The 15,152-nt window shown below is 64.0% G+C and carries 18 protein-coding genes; all 18 read right to left on the bottom strand.

Going from position 1 to position 15,152, the window contains the following annotated elements:
* The 18 genes from trbG to BCV67_RS06330 all read right to left on the bottom strand — a co-directional run bounded on the left by trbG (position 1) and on the right by BCV67_RS06330 (position 15,135).
* Complete coding sequence (gene trbG, locus BCV67_RS06255; RefSeq protein WP_062166942.1) at positions 1-993, bottom strand: P-type conjugative transfer protein TrbG; 993 nt, start codon at positions 991-993, stop codon at positions 1-3.
* On the bottom strand, positions 990-1,694 hold the full coding sequence (gene trbF / locus BCV67_RS06260) for a conjugal transfer protein TrbF (protein ID WP_062166943.1): 705 nt from the start codon (positions 1,692-1,694) through the stop codon (positions 990-992). The genes trbG and trbF overlap by 4 nt, the downstream gene beginning before the upstream one ends.
* Before the next feature lie 17 nt (positions 1,695-1,711).
* Entirely contained in the window at positions 1,712-3,088 is a 1,377-nt protein-coding gene (trbL, locus tag BCV67_RS06265) for a P-type conjugative transfer protein TrbL (RefSeq protein WP_062166944.1), read from the bottom strand.
* Positions 3,085-3,429 (bottom strand): hypothetical protein, encoded by a 345-nt coding sequence (locus BCV67_RS06270; protein ID WP_062166945.1) that lies wholly within the window; start codon positions 3,427-3,429, stop codon positions 3,085-3,087. Before BCV67_RS06270 ends, trbL begins: the two co-directional genes overlap by 4 nt.
* A gap of 12 nt (positions 3,430-3,441) precedes the next feature.
* Positions 3,442-4,179 carry a P-type conjugative transfer protein TrbJ gene (gene trbJ, locus BCV67_RS06275; RefSeq protein WP_062166946.1) on the bottom strand — a complete coding sequence of 246 codons (738 nt, stop codon included), beginning with the start codon at positions 4,177-4,179 and terminating at the stop codon, positions 3,442-3,444.
* Positions 4,176-6,626: a conjugal transfer protein TrbE gene (trbE, locus tag BCV67_RS06280; protein WP_062166947.1), complete on the bottom strand. Its 2,451-nt coding sequence runs from the start codon at positions 6,624-6,626 to the stop codon at positions 4,176-4,178. Before trbE ends, trbJ begins: the two co-directional genes overlap by 4 nt.
* Positions 6,627-6,638: 12 nt before the next feature.
* Entirely contained in the window at positions 6,639-6,911 is a 273-nt protein-coding gene (locus BCV67_RS06285; RefSeq protein WP_062166948.1) for a VirB3 family type IV secretion system protein, read from the bottom strand.
* Positions 6,908-7,300, bottom strand: a complete 393-nt coding sequence (locus BCV67_RS06290) for a TrbC/VirB2 family protein (protein ID WP_062166949.1) — start codon at positions 7,298-7,300, stop codon at positions 6,908-6,910. The genes BCV67_RS06285 and BCV67_RS06290 overlap by 4 nt, the downstream gene beginning before the upstream one ends.
* Positions 7,297-8,364, bottom strand: a complete 1,068-nt coding sequence (gene trbB, locus BCV67_RS06295; protein ID WP_062166950.1) for a P-type conjugative transfer ATPase TrbB — start codon at positions 8,362-8,364, stop codon at positions 7,297-7,299. Before trbB ends, BCV67_RS06290 begins: the two co-directional genes overlap by 4 nt.
* Positions 8,361-8,837, bottom strand: coding sequence for a ribbon-helix-helix protein, CopG family (locus BCV67_RS06300; protein ID WP_062166951.1), 477 nt, complete (start codon positions 8,835-8,837; stop codon positions 8,361-8,363). Before BCV67_RS06300 ends, trbB begins: the two co-directional genes overlap by 4 nt.
* Positions 8,834-10,849: a conjugal transfer protein TraG gene (locus tag BCV67_RS06305; protein WP_062166952.1), complete on the bottom strand. Its 2,016-nt coding sequence runs from the start codon at positions 10,847-10,849 to the stop codon at positions 8,834-8,836. The genes BCV67_RS06300 and BCV67_RS06305 overlap by 4 nt, the downstream gene beginning before the upstream one ends.
* A gap of 236 nt (positions 10,850-11,085) precedes the next feature.
* Positions 11,086-11,349: an EexN family lipoprotein gene (locus tag BCV67_RS06310; protein WP_062166953.1), complete on the bottom strand. Its 264-nt coding sequence runs from the start codon at positions 11,347-11,349 to the stop codon at positions 11,086-11,088.
* Positions 11,346-11,471, bottom strand: coding sequence for a hypothetical protein (locus BCV67_RS20610; RefSeq protein WP_257721455.1), 126 nt, complete (start codon positions 11,469-11,471; stop codon positions 11,346-11,348). Before BCV67_RS20610 ends, BCV67_RS06310 begins: the two co-directional genes overlap by 4 nt.
* A 125-nt stretch (positions 11,472-11,596) precedes the next feature.
* Positions 11,597-12,556, bottom strand: coding sequence for a quinone oxidoreductase family protein (locus tag BCV67_RS06315; RefSeq protein WP_062166954.1), 960 nt, complete (start codon positions 12,554-12,556; stop codon positions 11,597-11,599).
* A gap of 57 nt (positions 12,557-12,613) precedes the next feature.
* A complete protein-coding gene (locus BCV67_RS19450; protein ID WP_082746508.1) occupies positions 12,614-13,324 on the bottom strand; it encodes a class I SAM-dependent methyltransferase in 711 nt (236 codons plus the stop codon).
* A 49-nt stretch (positions 13,325-13,373) separates the two neighbouring features.
* Positions 13,374-14,024 (bottom strand): CPBP family intramembrane glutamic endopeptidase, encoded by a 651-nt coding sequence (locus BCV67_RS06325; RefSeq protein ID WP_062166956.1) that lies wholly within the window; start codon positions 14,022-14,024, stop codon positions 13,374-13,376.
* Positions 14,021-14,194, bottom strand: a complete 174-nt coding sequence (locus BCV67_RS19965; protein ID WP_156455769.1) for a hypothetical protein — start codon at positions 14,192-14,194, stop codon at positions 14,021-14,023. The genes BCV67_RS06325 and BCV67_RS19965 overlap by 4 nt, the downstream gene beginning before the upstream one ends.
* A complete protein-coding gene (locus tag BCV67_RS06330; RefSeq protein ID WP_062166957.1) occupies positions 14,191-15,135 on the bottom strand; it encodes a LysR family transcriptional regulator in 945 nt (314 codons plus the stop codon). The genes BCV67_RS19965 and BCV67_RS06330 overlap by 4 nt, the downstream gene beginning before the upstream one ends.
* Positions 15,136-15,152: the final 17 nt, after the last annotated feature.

Here is a 15,152-nt window from a genome sequence, read left to right on the forward strand (position 1 = left end):
TCAGTTCCTCCGTGCTACGCCATCGGTGCGCTCGATGCGTACCACGTCGCCACCATCCCCGCCCAAGCGCAGTTCGGCCGCGCCGAACAGCCGATCCACGATGTAATACGGCGAGCGGAAACGGTAGTTCACCAGTTGCCCGTCGCCTTCCGGCCCGATCACAAACAGCGGCGGCAGCTCGCCTTGCGCGATGCCCGGCGGAAACTGGATATAGACCTTTTCGCCGTCGTCGAAGGCGCGCAGCGGCTTCCACGACGGATTGCTGCCCGACACCGCGTAGCGGAAGCGGATCTTCTCCAGCGACAGGCCGGTATCGACCGGCGCGGCGGCGCTGGCCGCCTGCGCATGGCGCTGTAAAGCCAGCATCCGATCTTTCGGATAGTCCCAGGACACCGAGGCCATCCACGCCTTTTCCGTCGAAGTCAGCTCCAGCAAGTACGTCCGGCGGCTGGTGGTGATGACCAGATTGGTTTTCAGGCCCGAGCGAATGGGCTTGACCAGCACATTGACGCGCAGCGCGTCGCCGCTGCCGCTGGACGTGTCGCCGACGATCCAGCGCACGGTATCGCCAGCGGCGACCGTCACCAGTTCCTCGCCGGGCTGCAAGGAAACCACGGTCACGCGCCCCTGCGCGGCATAGACCTGATAGAGCGCGCCGTCGGTGAAGGGCCATACCTGAATCGCGTTGACGTAACCCTCGCGGGTCGGCGCGATGCGCGCCTCGGCATTCGCACGCGAGACACGCACCTTCTCGTCGGCCGGCTCCGGCGCGGCCGGGGCCGTGTCCACCTCGGGCAGCGGCTTCAACTGTGCCGGCAGCGCCAGTGGCTCGGGCACGGCCACGACTTCGACCGGCTTGGGCGGCTCTGGCAGCGGTTGCGCCTGCACCGGCTCATCGAGCGAAATGGTCGGCGGCGGCTTGCCCTGCGAGGCGCAGCCCGCCAGGGCCAGCAGGATCAACGGCAAAACGGATTTACGGAAAAGTGCATTCATGGCTTGGCTCCTTCGGAAGAATCCAGTTCGCGGCTCCACGCCAGGCCATTGACGTAGATGCCCAGGGGGTTGCGGCGCAGGCGTTCTTCGGTGCGCGGGGCTTGCAGGACGATGGACACCACGGCCGTCCACCGCTCCAGCCCGGCGGCCGCGCCATTGACGTAGCGGCGTTCCGTCCAGCGCACGTTGAAAGACGTGTCGCTGGCGCGGACGACACTGGTGATCTGCACCGTCACCGACTCCTTGCCGATGCGCACGAATGGGTCATTTGTGCGGGCGTAGTCGTTGAGCACGGCCGCGCCCTTGTCGGTGGTGTAGTCGTAGGCATCCAGCCAGTTCTGCCGCACAACGATGGGATCGACAGACAGCGATCGCACCAGGCCGACGAAGCGCGCCAGGTGGTGCGCGATATGCGCATCGGCGGGCCGGTACGGCGTGGCGGCTTCGCCCACGGCGCGGACCTGTCCGGCCTGATCAACCTCGATGACGTAAGGCGTCACGATGGACTGCGCCGAGTGCCACACCAGGCCACCGGCCATCAGCAGCGCAAGCACCAGGCAGCCGAACGCCATGAGCCGCCAATTCTTCGCCTGCACGCGGGCCGAGCCGATACGGTCGTCCCACACCTGGGCAGCGGATTGATACGGGGTGGCAGGTTGCGGCGTATCGGCATAGCGCACCTGCGGTCGCTTGAATCGCATGGGGTTCTCCTTAGTGGTCAGGTATCGGAATCGCGCAGGCTCGGGCCTTGCCCCGAGCCGCCGCCGTCGCCACCGCGCAGCGTGTGGGCGGCGGTGGTGGCGGCATGGGTGATCTGCTGGCGGCGGTGCATCCGCTTGGCCCAGGCGGGTTGCTCCTGCTTGGGCGCGCTGGCGGCACCTTCTGCCGCTTCGCCGGCGGTGGCCTGGCCTGCGCCGGCAGCGCCAGCGCCTGTGCCGTTCCATCCGGCGCGCAATGAATCGGCCACCTTCTGCCCGGCAGCGGAAGCGCCGGACGCGGCACGGCGGCCCGCCGCCTGCGCGCCCGTCTTGGCGGCATTGCCAAGGCCAGCCGCCGCACCCTTGGCTCCGCCGCCCGCAGCGGCGGAACCGGCCTGGAACGCCGACCGGGCGTTACCGGCCGCCGACGTGGCGGTACGCGCACCTGCGCCGGCCAGCTTGGCGGCGGCCGGGGCCATGCGTGCCCCGGCCATGGCGGCACCGCCGACGCCGGTGGCGGCGGCACCGATGGCAACGGCCGTACCGGCAGCGCCGACTGCTGCGCCCGCCATCGCGCCCGCGCCAAGCTGCGGCGCACCGGACACGAGGCCCGTGGCGATGCCAGGGCCGAAGATGCCCAGCGCCAGCAAGGCGAGCGAGGCCAGCATCACGACCAGCGCGTGGTCGATGGAAGGCTCGTCAGGGTGAACCTGGAACTCCGCGAACAGGCCCGAGCCGATGCCGACGATGACCGCCAGCACCAAGACCTTGATGCCAGACGACACCACGTTGCCGAGCACCTTTTCCGCAAGGAAGCTCGTCTTGTTCCAGAGTGCGAATGGGATCAGGACGAAGCTGGCCAGCGTGGTCAGCTTGAACTCGATCAGCGTGATGAAAAGCTGTACCGCCAGCACGAAGAAGCAGAGGATCACCACCAGCCAGGCGAGGAACAGCACCACGATGGGATCAAGGTTGGTGAATACCTCGGGGAAGCCGGCCATGTCGCCGATCTGCTCCAAGATCGGCGCGCCTGCGTCGATGCCGGTCTTCGCCAGCCGGCCCGGTTTCAGGAAGTTCTCCATGCTCAACGTCGAGCCGGTGGCCGTCAGGCCCAGGCCGGCGAACGACCGGAACACGATGCCGGCCAGCCAGTTGAAGTTGTTGATGATGTAGGCGAAGGCGCCCACGTAAAGCACCTTGCGCAGGAGCTTGGCGATCACGTCCTCGCCCTGGCCAGTCGCATGGCTCATGGCCCAGTACAGGCCCGCGATGGTCATGTCGATGACGATCAGCGTGGCCGTCAGGAATGCCACTTCGCCTTGCAGCAGCCCGAAACCGGAGTCGATGTAGCGCGAGAACGTATCGAGGAATTTGTCGATGATGGTCACGTCGTTCATGGCGTGTCCTCCGTAGCCGAGAGCGATGCATCGCCGGCCTCATCGGTGGGCGTGTCGAAACTCGCCGGGATCGGTGGCAGGTCGGCCAGCGAGCCGTATTCGTCCGGCCCGGTCTGGCCGGCGAAGAAGCGCCGCCGGAAGGCTTCGGCGGCGGCGCGGCAGTCGTCTTCGCCTGCGGCTTGCCGGTCGGTTGCGCATTGGGCACGCAGCGCCTTGAGCCGCACGGGATCGGCGGCCAAGGTGGCGGCCAGGTCTTCGGCCCTTTGTTGGTCGGACGACTGGCCGCAAGCGGTCAGCAGCACGGCCAGCAGCGAAACCGACAGAACGGGAACGCATCGCATGGCCGCCTCCCGTCAGTTGTTGTAGAAGTTGACGGACTGTGGCGTGTACGGCGTGCCGGTGCCCAGGAAGCGCCGTCGCACTTCGCGGGCGCGCTCGGTGGCCGCCGCCTGCCGCGCCAGTTCCAGCGAGGCCGCACGGTCTTGCGTGATCTGGAGCTGCTGCGCCTGGATGGACTGCTTGGCCTGCAAGGCGAGAAGCTGGTTCGTCGCCTGCACCGCTTGCAGCGCGCCGGTGGCGGACTGGCTCTGGCTGACCAGATCGGCCAGCGCGCTTTCGTCTTGGGTCAGGTTCTGCGACACCTGGGCTTGCATCCGCATCGCGGTGTGCAGGCCGTTAAGCGTGTTTTTCCAACGCTCCTGCGCATCGCGGAACATCTGATCGCCACTGACGGTTGCGGCGTATTGCTCGGGGTACAGACGTGCGAACTCCCGATCCATGTTCGTCACGTCGTAGGCCAGCCCCTGCGCTTCGGCGATCAGCCGCTCGGTGGTGGCGAGCGTCGCGCGCAGCCGGTTGACGATGTTGAAGTCCAGATTCGCCAGATTGCGCGCCTGGTTCATCAGCATCTGGGCTTCGTTCTGGAGCTGGTTGATCTGGTTGTTGATCTGCTCCAGCGTGCGGATGGCGGTCAGCGTGTTCTGCACCAAGTTGACGGGATCAACGAAGGTGAGTGCAGCCGCCGGCTGGGCGAGTATCAGCGAGCCGGCCAACGCGGCGGCCAGCGTTACGGAAAGCACACGGGTCTTCATGGCAGGTTCTCCTGTCGTGGTTGGGAAAGGAAAGACGCCGCCGCCGGCGAGGACGGCAGCAGGTCGGCGGCCCAATCGAGGCCGCGATGGCGCAGCCACGAACCGGCAAAGCCGGGAGCGCCGGCCTGCGTCAGCACGCGCTCTATGTCGCGTTGGTCTTGCGGTGTGGATGCGCCCGCGAACGCGAGCGCGGCCGGCCCCAGGTCGAGGTCGAACAGGCGATTGCCGAGGCGTGATTGGTAGTAGTAGTCGCGCTTGGGCTGCGCAGTGGCGACGATCTCGATTTGCCGACTGTTGAGGCCGAAGCCCTCGTAGATCGTGCGAATCTGCGGCTCGGTGGCCTGCGGGTTGGGTAAGAAAATCCTGCTCGCGCAGCTTTCGATGACCGCCGGTGCGATGGATGACTCTTTGACGTCTGCGAGCGACTGCGTATCGAAAACGACGGAAACCTGCTTTTTTCGCAAAGTCTTGAGCCACTGCCGAAGCCTGGCCGCGAATATGGGATCGTCCAGAAAGACCCATGCCTCCCCAAGAAAAAGCATCGTTGGCGAGCCATCGAATCGTTCTTCCAAGCGGGCAAAGAGGTAGTTCAGAACGGCCAGCACGGCGGCCTTGCTGTGCATGAGTTCTTCCATCTCGAAGCACTGCACATCCGCGTTACCCAGACGGTCGTGGTCTGCATCCAGCAACTTGCCGTGCGGGCCGCCGAGGACATAGGGAGCGAGCGCCTGGCGCAGCACGTTCGATTGCAGCAAGACGGACAGGCCGGTCAGCGTGCGCTGCTCCACGGGCGCACCGGCCAGGCTGCCGAGCGCCGACCAGATGGCGGCCTTCTCGTCGGGGCCGACGGTCACGCCTTCGTGCAGCAAGCGCCCTTCGATCCATTCGGCAGCCCAGGTGCGGTAGCCCTCGCGGTCGATGCGGGCGAGAGGCTGAAAGGCAATCTCGCCATCCGCACTGAGGTCGTAGTGCTCGCCACCCAGGCCCAAGGTAGCGGCGCGTATGGATCGCCCCACGTCAAAGACAAAGACACGCGAGCCGCGATAGCGGCGGAACTGCATGGCCATCATGGCGACCAAGACCGACTTGCCCATGCCGGTCGGGCCGACGATCATCGTGTGCCCCACGTCGCCGATGTGCGTCACCAGCCGGAACGGCGTCGCGCCATCGGTGCGCGTGACGATCAGCGGCGGGCCGTCCAGATGCTTGTTGCGCTCGGGGCCGGCCCACACCGCCGACACCGGCATCATGTGCGCCAGGTTCAGCGTCGAGACGATGGGCTGACGCACGTTGGCATAGGCATTGCCAGGGATGGACGACAGCCACGCATCCACGGCATTGAGCGTTTCGGGGATGGTGACGAAGCCGCGGCTCTGAATCACACGCTCCACCATGCGCAGCTTTTCGTCGGCCACGGCCGGGTCGGCATCGAGCACCGTCACCGTGGCGGTGAGGTAGCCGAAGGCCACTTGATCGCTGCCAAGCTCCTGCAAGGCTGCGTCCGCGTCGGCCGCCTTGTTGCTGGCATCCGTGTCCACCAGCGGCGATTCCTGCTGGAAGATCGTTTCGCGCAGCAGCGCGATGACGTTCTTCCGTTTTGCAAACCATTGGCGGCGCAGGCGGCCCAGCTCCTTTTCCGCCTCGGCTTTGTCGAGGCAAAGGAACCGGGTTGACCAGCGATAGGCAAAGCCCAGGCGGTTGAGGTCATCCAGCAGGCCCGGCCAGGTCGAAGTCGGGAAGCCCCGCACCGACACCACGCGCAGATGCTGGTCGCCCAGCATGGGCGCCAGGCCACCAACCAGGGCGGAATCGGCCAACAGCGCGTCGAGGTGGAAAGGCACCTCGGGCACGCCCACACGGTAGCGCCGCGTCGAAACCGTGGCGTGCAGGTAGGTCAGCGTCTGCGCGTCATCGAGCCAGGCGATTTCCGGCACCACGCCATCGAGCAGGTCGAACACCCGATCCGTTTCCGCGACGAAGGCATCCAGCCGACCGCGCCAGTCCACACCGTCGCCCGGCGCGTGCTCGTAGAGCAGCTTGGCCGCACGAGCGCGGGATTCCTCCGGCGGCAGGTAGGCCAGCGTCAGGTGATAGGCGCTCTCGAAGTGGTTGCCCGATTCCTCGAAGGCGGCGCGGCGTTCCTCGTCCACCAGCCAGGACAGTGGTTCGGGAAACTCCGAGTGCGGATAGTCTGCGGCCGGCCGGCGCTCGGCCTCGATGAACAGCGCCCAGCCCGAACCCAGCCGGCGCAGCGCGTTGTTCAGCCGCGCCGTGGTGGCGATCAGCTCGCCCTGCGTGGCACTGTCCAGATCCGGCCCACGAAAGCGCGCCGTGCGCTGAAACGAACCATCCTTGTTCAGCACCACGCCTGGCGCGATCAGCCCGGCCCAGGGCAGCCAGTCGGCCAGCAGGGCGGGCCGCTGGCGGTATTCGGCAAGGTTCAGCATGTCGGCATCCCCCTACACGTCCAGCAGCGGCTTGTGCTTGATGTGCCGGGCGAAGACCTGCATGAACTGCGGATCGACGCGCGCGCCCCAGACCGCCAGCGAATGGCCGACGAACCAGAGCACCACACCGGGAATCCAGAGTTGCAGGCCCAGCCCGACGGCAGCAGCCAGCGTGCCGTTAGCAATGGCCACGGTGCGCGGTGCGCCGCCCATCAAGAGCGGTTCGGTCAGCGAACGATGCAGCGGCACTTCAAAGCCGGCCGCGAAGCTGTCCGCGCCGCTCATACGACGGCCCCGCCGGAGAAGCTGAAGAACGACAGGAAGAAGCTCGAAGCCGCGAACGCGATGGACAGGCCGAACACGATCTGGATCAGCTTGCGAAATCCCCCCGACGTGTCGCCGAAGGCCAGCGCGAGGCCCGTAGCGATGATGATGATGACCGCGACGATGCGCGCCACCGGCCCCTGGATCGACTCCAGAATGGATTCCAGCGGGCCTTCCCACGGCATCGAGGAGCCGGCGGCCTGCGCCGTTCCGGCCAGGAACAGCAGCAGCGCGGCCAGCAGCAGCCCTTGCCCCGCCGGGCGGGCCAGGCTGCGCAGCCGCGCGAGGCTGGATACGCGGGGAATCGGATTTACGGAAAAGCGGAAAGCAGGAACGTGCATCTGCGTCATGGCAGTTCTCCAGGTTGGTCAGGGGACAAGGAAGGCGCAGCGGCATCGGCTGCAAGGGGAACCAGCGGCAGCTCGGGAAACGGCGTTTCCAGCGCGTCCGCTAGGCGATAGCCCACACCGTCGAAGCCAACGACACGGGCAATGCTTCCGACGCGGCGCTTGCGGCCACGTCCGGCGATGTGGATGACGACGTTGACCGCCTCGGCGATCAGCGCACGCGGCGGGTTCACCGCCACTTCAAGAATCAACTGTTCCAGGCGCAGCAATGCGCCCAGCGCGGAACCGGCATGGATGGTGGCGATGCCGCCGGGGTGGCCAGTGCCCCACACCTTCACCAAGTCAAGGGCTTCGCCGCCGCGCACCTCGCCGACGATCACGCGGTCGGGGCGCAGACGCATCGTGGCGCGCACCAGCTCGGTCATGGAAACGACGCCCGCGCGGGTGCGCAGCGGCACATGGTCGCGGGCGGCGCATTGCAGTTCGATGGTGTCTTCGAGCACCAGCACGCGGTCGCCGGTGGCGGCAATTTCCGCAAGCAAGGCATTGGCGAGTGTGGTTTTGCCGCTGCTCGTTGCCCCGGCGATCAAGATGTTCTGGCGCTCGCGCACCGCGCGGCGCAGGAACTCGGCCTGCCCGGTGGTCAGGATGCCATCGGCGACGTAGCGATCCAGGCCGATGATGCTCACGGCGCGCTTGCGCAGCGCGAAGGCCGGGCCGGGTGCGGCCGGGGGCAGGATGCCCTCGAACCGCTCGCCGGTTTCGGGCAGCTCGGCGGTCAGCAGCGGTCGGCCGCGATGCACCTCCGCGCCGACGTGCGCGGCCACCAGGCGGATGATGCGCTCGCCATCGTCTTCGGACAGTTCCACGCCCAACGGCGCGCGGCCCGACGACAACCGATCCACCCATAAGGTGCGGTCGGGGTTGAGCATAATTTCCACCACGTCCGGGTCGGCCAGCGCAGCGGCGATGACCGGCCCCATAGCCGTGCGCAGCATCTGGATGCGGCGATCCAGCGAAGCTGCGGTGGAAGATCGTTCGGGCGGGGTTTGCGGAACGGCGCTCATGAGGCACGCTCCTGCGCTTCGGCCAGTGCTGCCGCGTCATCCATTCGCGCCCCGAATTCGTGATCCTGGGGGTGCAGTTCTTCCACCACGTCACGCACCAGGCTTCGGCCTCGCAGCAAGTGACGGCCCAGTTGTTCGACGAACTGCTCGAAGCGCGCCTTGCCCTGGGCGCGGGCCGCGTCCTGATGGGCTTCGGGAACCGGCGTGCTGACGGTCAGGAAGTAGCGGATGAACAACGCCAGCGTTTCGATCTGGATGTTCTGGTCGCGCTCCAGGCGTTCGGTCTGCCGCGACAGACGATCCAGCCGCTTGGCGATCGCGGCCTCGCGCTGGTCGCCTGTGTCGGGCGACAGCCAAGACGCCAGCGCCGCCGCGACAATGGACGACTTGGACACGCCTTTCTTGGCGGCCAGTTCTTCGAGACGCTTGGCGTGCTCGGGCTGGATGAACAGGTTGAGGCGGTATTGGCTCATAGGTCGATTCCGTCGTTGGGGTCGAGGGAAGCCAGCCGGGCCGTGCGCTGCATGGCCGGGTCGAGCTGGCCGGGGAAAGAGGCCGCGTAAGGCAGTGGCAGGTCGTCGCCGTCATCGAGCAGCGCCAGGTCGTTGCCTGCGGGCTGCGGCTCGGGGCTGTATTCGGCGACTTCGGATAGCTCTGGCTGGCGGCGCGGGCCGCCGTCATCGGCGGTGCCTGCGCCATCGCTGGACAGGCCCGCAGCCGGGGCCGCTGGTACGGCGGGGATCGCCAGCCCGCTCCAGTCGTCGAGCCGCGACGGCGGCGCATCGGCGTACTGCCCGGCCGCGAGCGCGGGCGGCGGCAAAACGCGGCTCTTGAAGTTGGCGTCGGCGTAGTAGCGCAGCTTCTTGGCCTTGATCGGTGCCACGCTGGACACCATCACCACGGCTTCGTCGGTCGGAAGCTGCATCACTTCACCGGGCGTCAGCAGCGGGCGGGCCGTCTCCTGCCGCGACACCATGAGGTGCCCCAGCCACGGGGCCAATCTGTGCCCGGCATAGTTGCGCTGGGCGCGCAGTTCGGTGGCGGTGCCCAGCGTTTCCGAAACCCGTTTGGCCGTGCGTTCGTCGTTGGTCGAAAACGTTACACGGACGTGGCAGTTGTCGAGGATGGAGTGGTTCTGGCCGTAGGCTTTGTCGATCTGGTTGAGCGACTGCGCGATCAGGAAGCTGCGGATGCCGTAGCCCGCCATAAAGGCCAAGGCCGTCTCAAAGAAGTCGAGTCGCCCCAGCGCCGGGAACTCGTCGAGCATCAGCAGCAGCTTGTGGCGACGCTCGATGCCGTCGCTGCCATCGAGCGATTCGGTGAGCCGCCGGCCGATCTGGTTGAGGATCAAGCGGATGAGCGGTTTGGTGCGGGAAATGTCCGAGGGAGGCACCACCAAATAGAGGGACACCGGCTGCTCGGATGCGATCAGGTCGGCGATGCGCCAGTCGCAGCGCGAGGTGACTTTGGCCACCGTGGGATCGCGGTACAGACCGAGGAACGACATGGCGGTGGACAGCACGCCCGACCGTTCGTTGTCCGATTTGTTGAGCACTTCGCGGGCGGCGGACGCGACAACCGGGTGCGGTGCATCGCCCAGGTGCTTCGTCGTCATCATCCGGTGCAAGGTCAGCTCGAACGGGCTGGCTGGGTCGGACAGGAAGTTGGCGACGCCGCGCAGTGTCTTGTCCTCGCCCGCGTACAGCACATGCAGGATGGCCCCGACCAGCAGCGCGTGCGAAGTCTTCTCCCAATGGTTGCGCTTCTCCAGCGCGCCCTCGGGGTCAACGAGAATGTCCGCGATGTTCTGCACATCGCGCACCTCATGCGCGCCACGCCGGACTTCGAGCAGCGGGTTGTAGGCTGCTGACTTCGCATCGGTCGGGTTGAACAGCAGGCAGTGGCTGAACCGGCTGCGCCAACCTGCGGTGATCTGCCAGTTCTCGCCCTTGATGTCATGGATGACGGCCGAAGCCGGCCAGGACAACAATGTCGGGACGACCAAGCCGACACCCTTGCCCGAGCGAGTGGGCGCGAAAGTCAGGACGTGTTCCGGGCCTTCATGGCGCAGATACTCGTTGCGATACTTGCCGAGGAAGACGCCGGCCGGCTGCGTCAGCCCGGCCTTGCGAATGTCATCCGCTTCGGCCCAGCGCGCCGAACCGTAGGTCGTGACCATGCGCGATTGCCGCGAGCGCCACACCGACATGGCGATGGCCACCACCACGGCCAGCAGTCCGCTGCCGCCCGCGATGGCCCCGCCGATGTCGAAGACATGCGGCGCATAGGCATCGAAGAAGAACCACCACTCGAACAGCCGCCAGGGGTGATAGACCGGGGTACCAAAGAAATCGAACCACGGCGAGCCAAGGCGTACTTGATAGCCCAGGGCGGCGGCTGTCCATTGCGTCGCACTCCATATGCCGGCGATCACGATGCCGAAGACGGCGGCGATCTGCCCAAACAGCACGCCCTGAGCTTGCATTGACTGACCTCCGATTTCTCCTGCGCTGATTCCCCGTGGAAAACGCGGCACAAAGGCGTGCCGCAGGCGTCAGGATCGGTGCCGGTTCAGTGCCAGTCAAAGACCGTTATCGGAAGAAAGGTCGAGTAATTGGAAAGAATTAGGGCCGCATCGAAAGAAAGAAAAACGCCGCAAGCGAAGGCGCATTGCGGCGTGTTGAGCGGAAAAACAGAAGTTTTGTGGCGAATCGTCTGCAATCAGAACTTGGGCGGCTCCTTCGGCGGTGTGTATGGCGTATCGCCGTCACCATAAAACCGCTTACGGGTGGCTTCGGCCACCCGGTTGCACAACATGTCGCCCAGCGTGGCACGACCAGTCCTGCACTGCTGGCGCAGCTCTTTCAGGCGTACGGGATCGGATGCCAGTTCTTCAACACTCGGCACGTCTTTCTTCTCTGTCCTATCCTCCGGGCCGCATCCTGTCAGCACCACAACCAGCGCGAACGCAAAGGCCGTCTTCATGATTCGGGCTTCTCCAGGGATTCGGGATCGTCGTACGGCATCGGCTTGTCAGCTTCGGGCGAGCCAATGGCCTGCACCCGTTCGATGAACTGAGCCGGCGTTTCAGCCGGACGAGCGGGCAACAGACGATTGATTTGGATACCAACATTCGGACCTCGGCTGACGAAACGCAGCCGACGTCAACAGCATTCCAGTTTTCGATGAGTAGCAGTCCTTCGCATGCATGGCAACATGCTGCGAACGGGTTTCACGGTCTCATGACAATGCGGCCCAGCGGCTTGGCCGTTTCCGCATAGGCATGGGCCGCAGCGGCCTCCGCCAAGGGGAATGTTCGGTCAATGACGGTGCGTATACGTCCGTCGGCAACAGCCTGCAAAAGCTCGTCCACGGTTGAACGGACAGCAAGTCTCTCAAAAAGCGGCCCCATGAACACGCCCGAGAGCGTCTGGTTGGCCTGCATGGCTGGCCACAGATCGACAGCCAAGTTGCCACCACCAGCATTGCCGACGAAAACAAGATGTCCCTCGGGAGCCAGCGCAGCAAGAGAATCCTGCAGCGTTGTTCCCACCGGATCGACGACGAGGTTGGTGCCAGCGCCATGGGTGATCTGCCGGACGGCGTCTACGACGTCATGGGCAGTACGATCCACGACATGGCTGGCGCCGAGTTCAATCAGCCGGCTGCTTCGCTGCGTTCCACTGGCCACGGCGATGACCGTGGCACCGGCTTGCGCGGCAAGTTGGACGGCGGCAAGGCCCACGCCGCCGGCTGCCGCCTGGATGAGGACAGTTTCTCCGCGTGCGAGTCCGCCGCGCGCGAAAAGGCAGTGATGCGCCGTCCCGAACGAGATCGGCAATACCGCCGCATCCGTTGCATCCACTCCATCGGGTATGCGCCATGTACGCCCCGCTGGCACAGCCCAGAGCGCAGCATGCGAGCCCTGCATGTCAAATGCCGTGACCCGATCCCCTACTCTGCGGCTTGTGACATTCGATCCGGTCGCCACCACTGTGCCCGCCGCCGCGTATCCGACAACCCAGGAAGACTGAGGTGGCGGAGTCGAGCGGCGGTTGATCAGGTCGCCACCTTCAATTGAGATCGCCTCAACGGAAATCAGTACGTCGTTAGGCCCGACGGTTGGGGTGGGAATATCGGCATACCTCAAGACGCCGGGAGCTCCCGCCGCGTCATAAACTGCTGCTTTCATAATGGTTCATCTCTGTCGTCGATGCGTCTGATCAGTAGCGAGCGAACGCTTGAATTGTTAGGCGACATTGCTCAGGGCACGTTTTGACAGCCATGCATGAATCAATCCGGCCTGAAAAAACTGCACGGAAGGTTCGAAACCTCCAGCCTCAATTATTGATGCAATCTTAATTGGCGGAAGAACGCCAACATCATTGGCATACGCTTTGCGCATGCGGTCTATCCCCTCAGGTGAAATATCTGACGATGCCATCATGCTCATCCAGGCGCGAAGCAATACTTCATATTCTGGCGATACCACATCCGAAGCCAAATCAGAACTAGCAAGAATTCCTCCTGGCTTGAGTTTGCTAGATATTTCCCGAAAGAATCCTGATCGCGCTTGCTGGTCGAGAATGAATTGAGACACCAGAAAGCAAGTGGCCGCGTCATGAAGCCCAATGGCAGGGAGCGAATCAAGATAACCTTCGTGGAAATAACAACGAGACGTAAACCCGTCCTCCTCTGCCCGTTGTCGGCAACCATCAAGCATAGGGCCGGAAGGCTCTACTGCAGTAAACCGCCATGCAGGATACTTCCGAGCAAGGTGGGCCAACTCCGCTCCTGTTCCCACTCCGACACAGAGAATTCGTGCGTCAGCAGGCAACTCGGCAAACAACGACTCAAGAAGGAGGTACAAGCAATCTTTGATCGCTGCCGTTTTGGCCCACTGCACATCGTAGCTAGCGGCCTGTTGATCGAATATTGCCTTAATTTCGTCTTGATTCATTCTTTTCTCCGCATTCTTGCTGCCTAATACGATTTTTATTCAAGCATTATCAAAAACTGTAGATCAACAACCAAATACTATTGAAGATGGCATGTACAACGAACCCAGGCCAGATGGATTGAGTCCTGCGAAACAAGAAACCGGTTAAGAGGCCGACGATAAAGGCATTTAGCAGGACAACGCTAAATCCATGGACGACTGCAAAGATCATTGCACTGCCCACCACTCCGGCCCATGCGCCGTATCGGTTCAGTGCATTGGCGATAACGCCACGGAATAAGGCTTCCTCACCCAGCGGCGTCAGTATGCCCCCCATGAGGATTAAGGTGAGGAGCATCATCGGGCCATCCCGTGCCGCAGCCTGGAAGTCGCCCTGCGTGTTCTGCTCGGTGACGAACAGGAAGTACACGTGCTCTGCCAGAACGCTCAACCCGAATGCGGCGATACCCAGCACACCACCCATGGCTAGCCAACGCGACCTCGCGGCTTTGAATCCGAAGGCCTGAAAGTCTCGAATGCGCAGCGCATATGCAGCCAGTAAGGCGAGCATGCCAGCAACGCCATTCGTCGCCATCCCCACGATCCCACGCCAAGCAGCCTGTTCGTCCGGGATCAGCACGAGTAACAATGCGATCAGCAGAAGCAGCAACAGGTAGCTAATCAACGCGATAGCGATTTCTAGCCACCCTAATCCATTCATGGCGTCACCACTATGACAACAGCCTGGCCAATAGCGGCAATGGAGTCGTTGCGCTTGCTAATGGAGGCTTCGATTTCTACCAGATAGATCGCCACGACGATGGATGCCTGTGCGGGCGGCCACATGACGGTCAGCGCCATGGTTGGCAAGAGTTGCATCGCCTTCTTCATAGTTCTGATTCCTCATCAGGATCAGGCATATTTCCTGGCATTGGCCTGATGATTTCGGGTGACTCGATGGCCTGCACACGCTCGATGAAGCGAGCCAGCGTCTCTGAGGGCTGTGTATCCAAGCGCAGCAGGTAGGTCGTTAGCATTGGCGAACGACCAGCTAATGGTCTCGCGACGACACCCTGCTCTCGGCTTGCGGTGATGAGCGCGGCACCAGTAAGTCCCAGCGCGAAGCCGGCCGATACCAGCGCCATCATTAAGTCGCAACTCGATACGCGCTCTACCACCATCGGTTCCATGTCCACACCGCGCAGAACGCGATCCACCTGCCGCGCATGGCCCTCGCATGACTGCGGATCGGACAACACCAAGGGATAGCGCAGCAATTCTTCCAATGGGATGCGCTTATGGACCAGCAAGGGGTGACGCTCCGGTACAGCGACCATCAGCGGATCGTTCCAGACAGGCGAGACAACGATGCCATCGTCGCCTTCATTGGAACGGGAAAATCCTACATCGTATAGATCGTCATGCAGGCCCTTGATCTGCTGCGAAAGCGGCACTTCGGTGAGGCGGATTTCGACTTCAGGTTCCTCCTGCCGGCACAGCGCTAGCAGGGCCGGCAAGCGCGACGGCGTGATCCCGTCCGACAAGGCGACACGCAATTGTCCATCGAAACCATTGGCTACCGCCTTCACACTGTCACGCGCCTGTTGCAAGGCTGCGAAGACACGCGGCACATGATCCAGGAACCGTTTTCCCGCACGGGTCAGTCTAGTGCTGCGTGTGGTGCGAGCAAACAGCAGCACGCCCAGTTCTTCTTCCAATTCCTTGATCGCACGCGACAGCGGCGATTGCTCGATATGCAATCGCTCAGCGGCTCGGGCGAAGTGGAGCTCTTCAGCAACGGCCAGGAAGCAGCGAAGGTGGCGAAATTCCATCTATGTGCATCCTCCTA

It is taken from the genome of Stenotrophomonas nitritireducens (assembly GCF_001700965.1).
Taxonomy (GTDB): domain Bacteria; phylum Pseudomonadota; class Gammaproteobacteria; order Xanthomonadales; family Xanthomonadaceae; genus Stenotrophomonas; species Stenotrophomonas nitritireducens_A.

Coding starts and splice junctions, on each gene's coding strand:
- trbB (WP_062166950.1), bottom strand. CDS start 8,364: ATGAGCGCCGTTCCGCAAACCCCGCCCGAACGATCTTCCACCGCAGCT.
- BCV67_RS19965 (WP_156455769.1), bottom strand. CDS start 14,194: ATGAAGAAGGCGATGCAACTCTTGCCAACCATGGCGCTGACCGTCATG.
- BCV67_RS06300 (WP_062166951.1), bottom strand. CDS start 8,837: ATGAGCCAATACCGCCTCAACCTGTTCATCCAGCCCGAGCACGCCAAG.
- BCV67_RS06330 (WP_062166957.1), bottom strand. CDS start 15,135: ATGGAATTTCGCCACCTTCGCTGCTTCCTGGCCGTTGCTGAAGAGCTC.
- BCV67_RS06315 (WP_062166954.1), bottom strand. CDS start 12,556: ATGAAAGCAGCAGTTTATGACGCGGCGGGAGCTCCCGGCGTCTTGAGG.
- trbL (WP_062166944.1), bottom strand. CDS start 3,088: ATGAACGACGTGACCATCATCGACAAATTCCTCGATACGTTCTCGCGC.
- BCV67_RS06305 (WP_062166952.1), bottom strand. CDS start 10,849: ATGCAAGCTCAGGGCGTGCTGTTTGGGCAGATCGCCGCCGTCTTCGGC.
- BCV67_RS06285 (WP_062166948.1), bottom strand. CDS start 6,911: ATGAGCGGCGCGGACAGCTTCGCGGCCGGCTTTGAAGTGCCGCTGCAT.
- BCV67_RS06310 (WP_062166953.1), bottom strand. CDS start 11,349: ATGAAGACGGCCTTTGCGTTCGCGCTGGTTGTGGTGCTGACAGGATGC.
- BCV67_RS19450 (WP_082746508.1), bottom strand. CDS start 13,324: ATGAATCAAGACGAAATTAAGGCAATATTCGATCAACAGGCCGCTAGC.
- BCV67_RS06270 (WP_062166945.1), bottom strand. CDS start 3,429: ATGCGATGCGTTCCCGTTCTGTCGGTTTCGCTGCTGGCCGTGCTGCTG.
- trbJ (WP_062166946.1), bottom strand. CDS start 4,179: ATGAAGACCCGTGTGCTTTCCGTAACGCTGGCCGCCGCGTTGGCCGGC.
- BCV67_RS06325 (WP_062166956.1), bottom strand. CDS start 14,024: ATGAATGGATTAGGGTGGCTAGAAATCGCTATCGCGTTGATTAGCTAC.
- trbE (WP_062166947.1), bottom strand. CDS start 6,626: ATGCTGAACCTTGCCGAATACCGCCAGCGGCCCGCCCTGCTGGCCGAC.
- trbF (WP_062166943.1), bottom strand. CDS start 1,694: ATGCGATTCAAGCGACCGCAGGTGCGCTATGCCGATACGCCGCAACCT.
- BCV67_RS06290 (WP_062166949.1), bottom strand. CDS start 7,300: ATGACGCAGATGCACGTTCCTGCTTTCCGCTTTTCCGTAAATCCGATT.
- trbG (WP_062166942.1), bottom strand. CDS start 993: ATGAATGCACTTTTCCGTAAATCCGTTTTGCCGTTGATCCTGCTGGCC.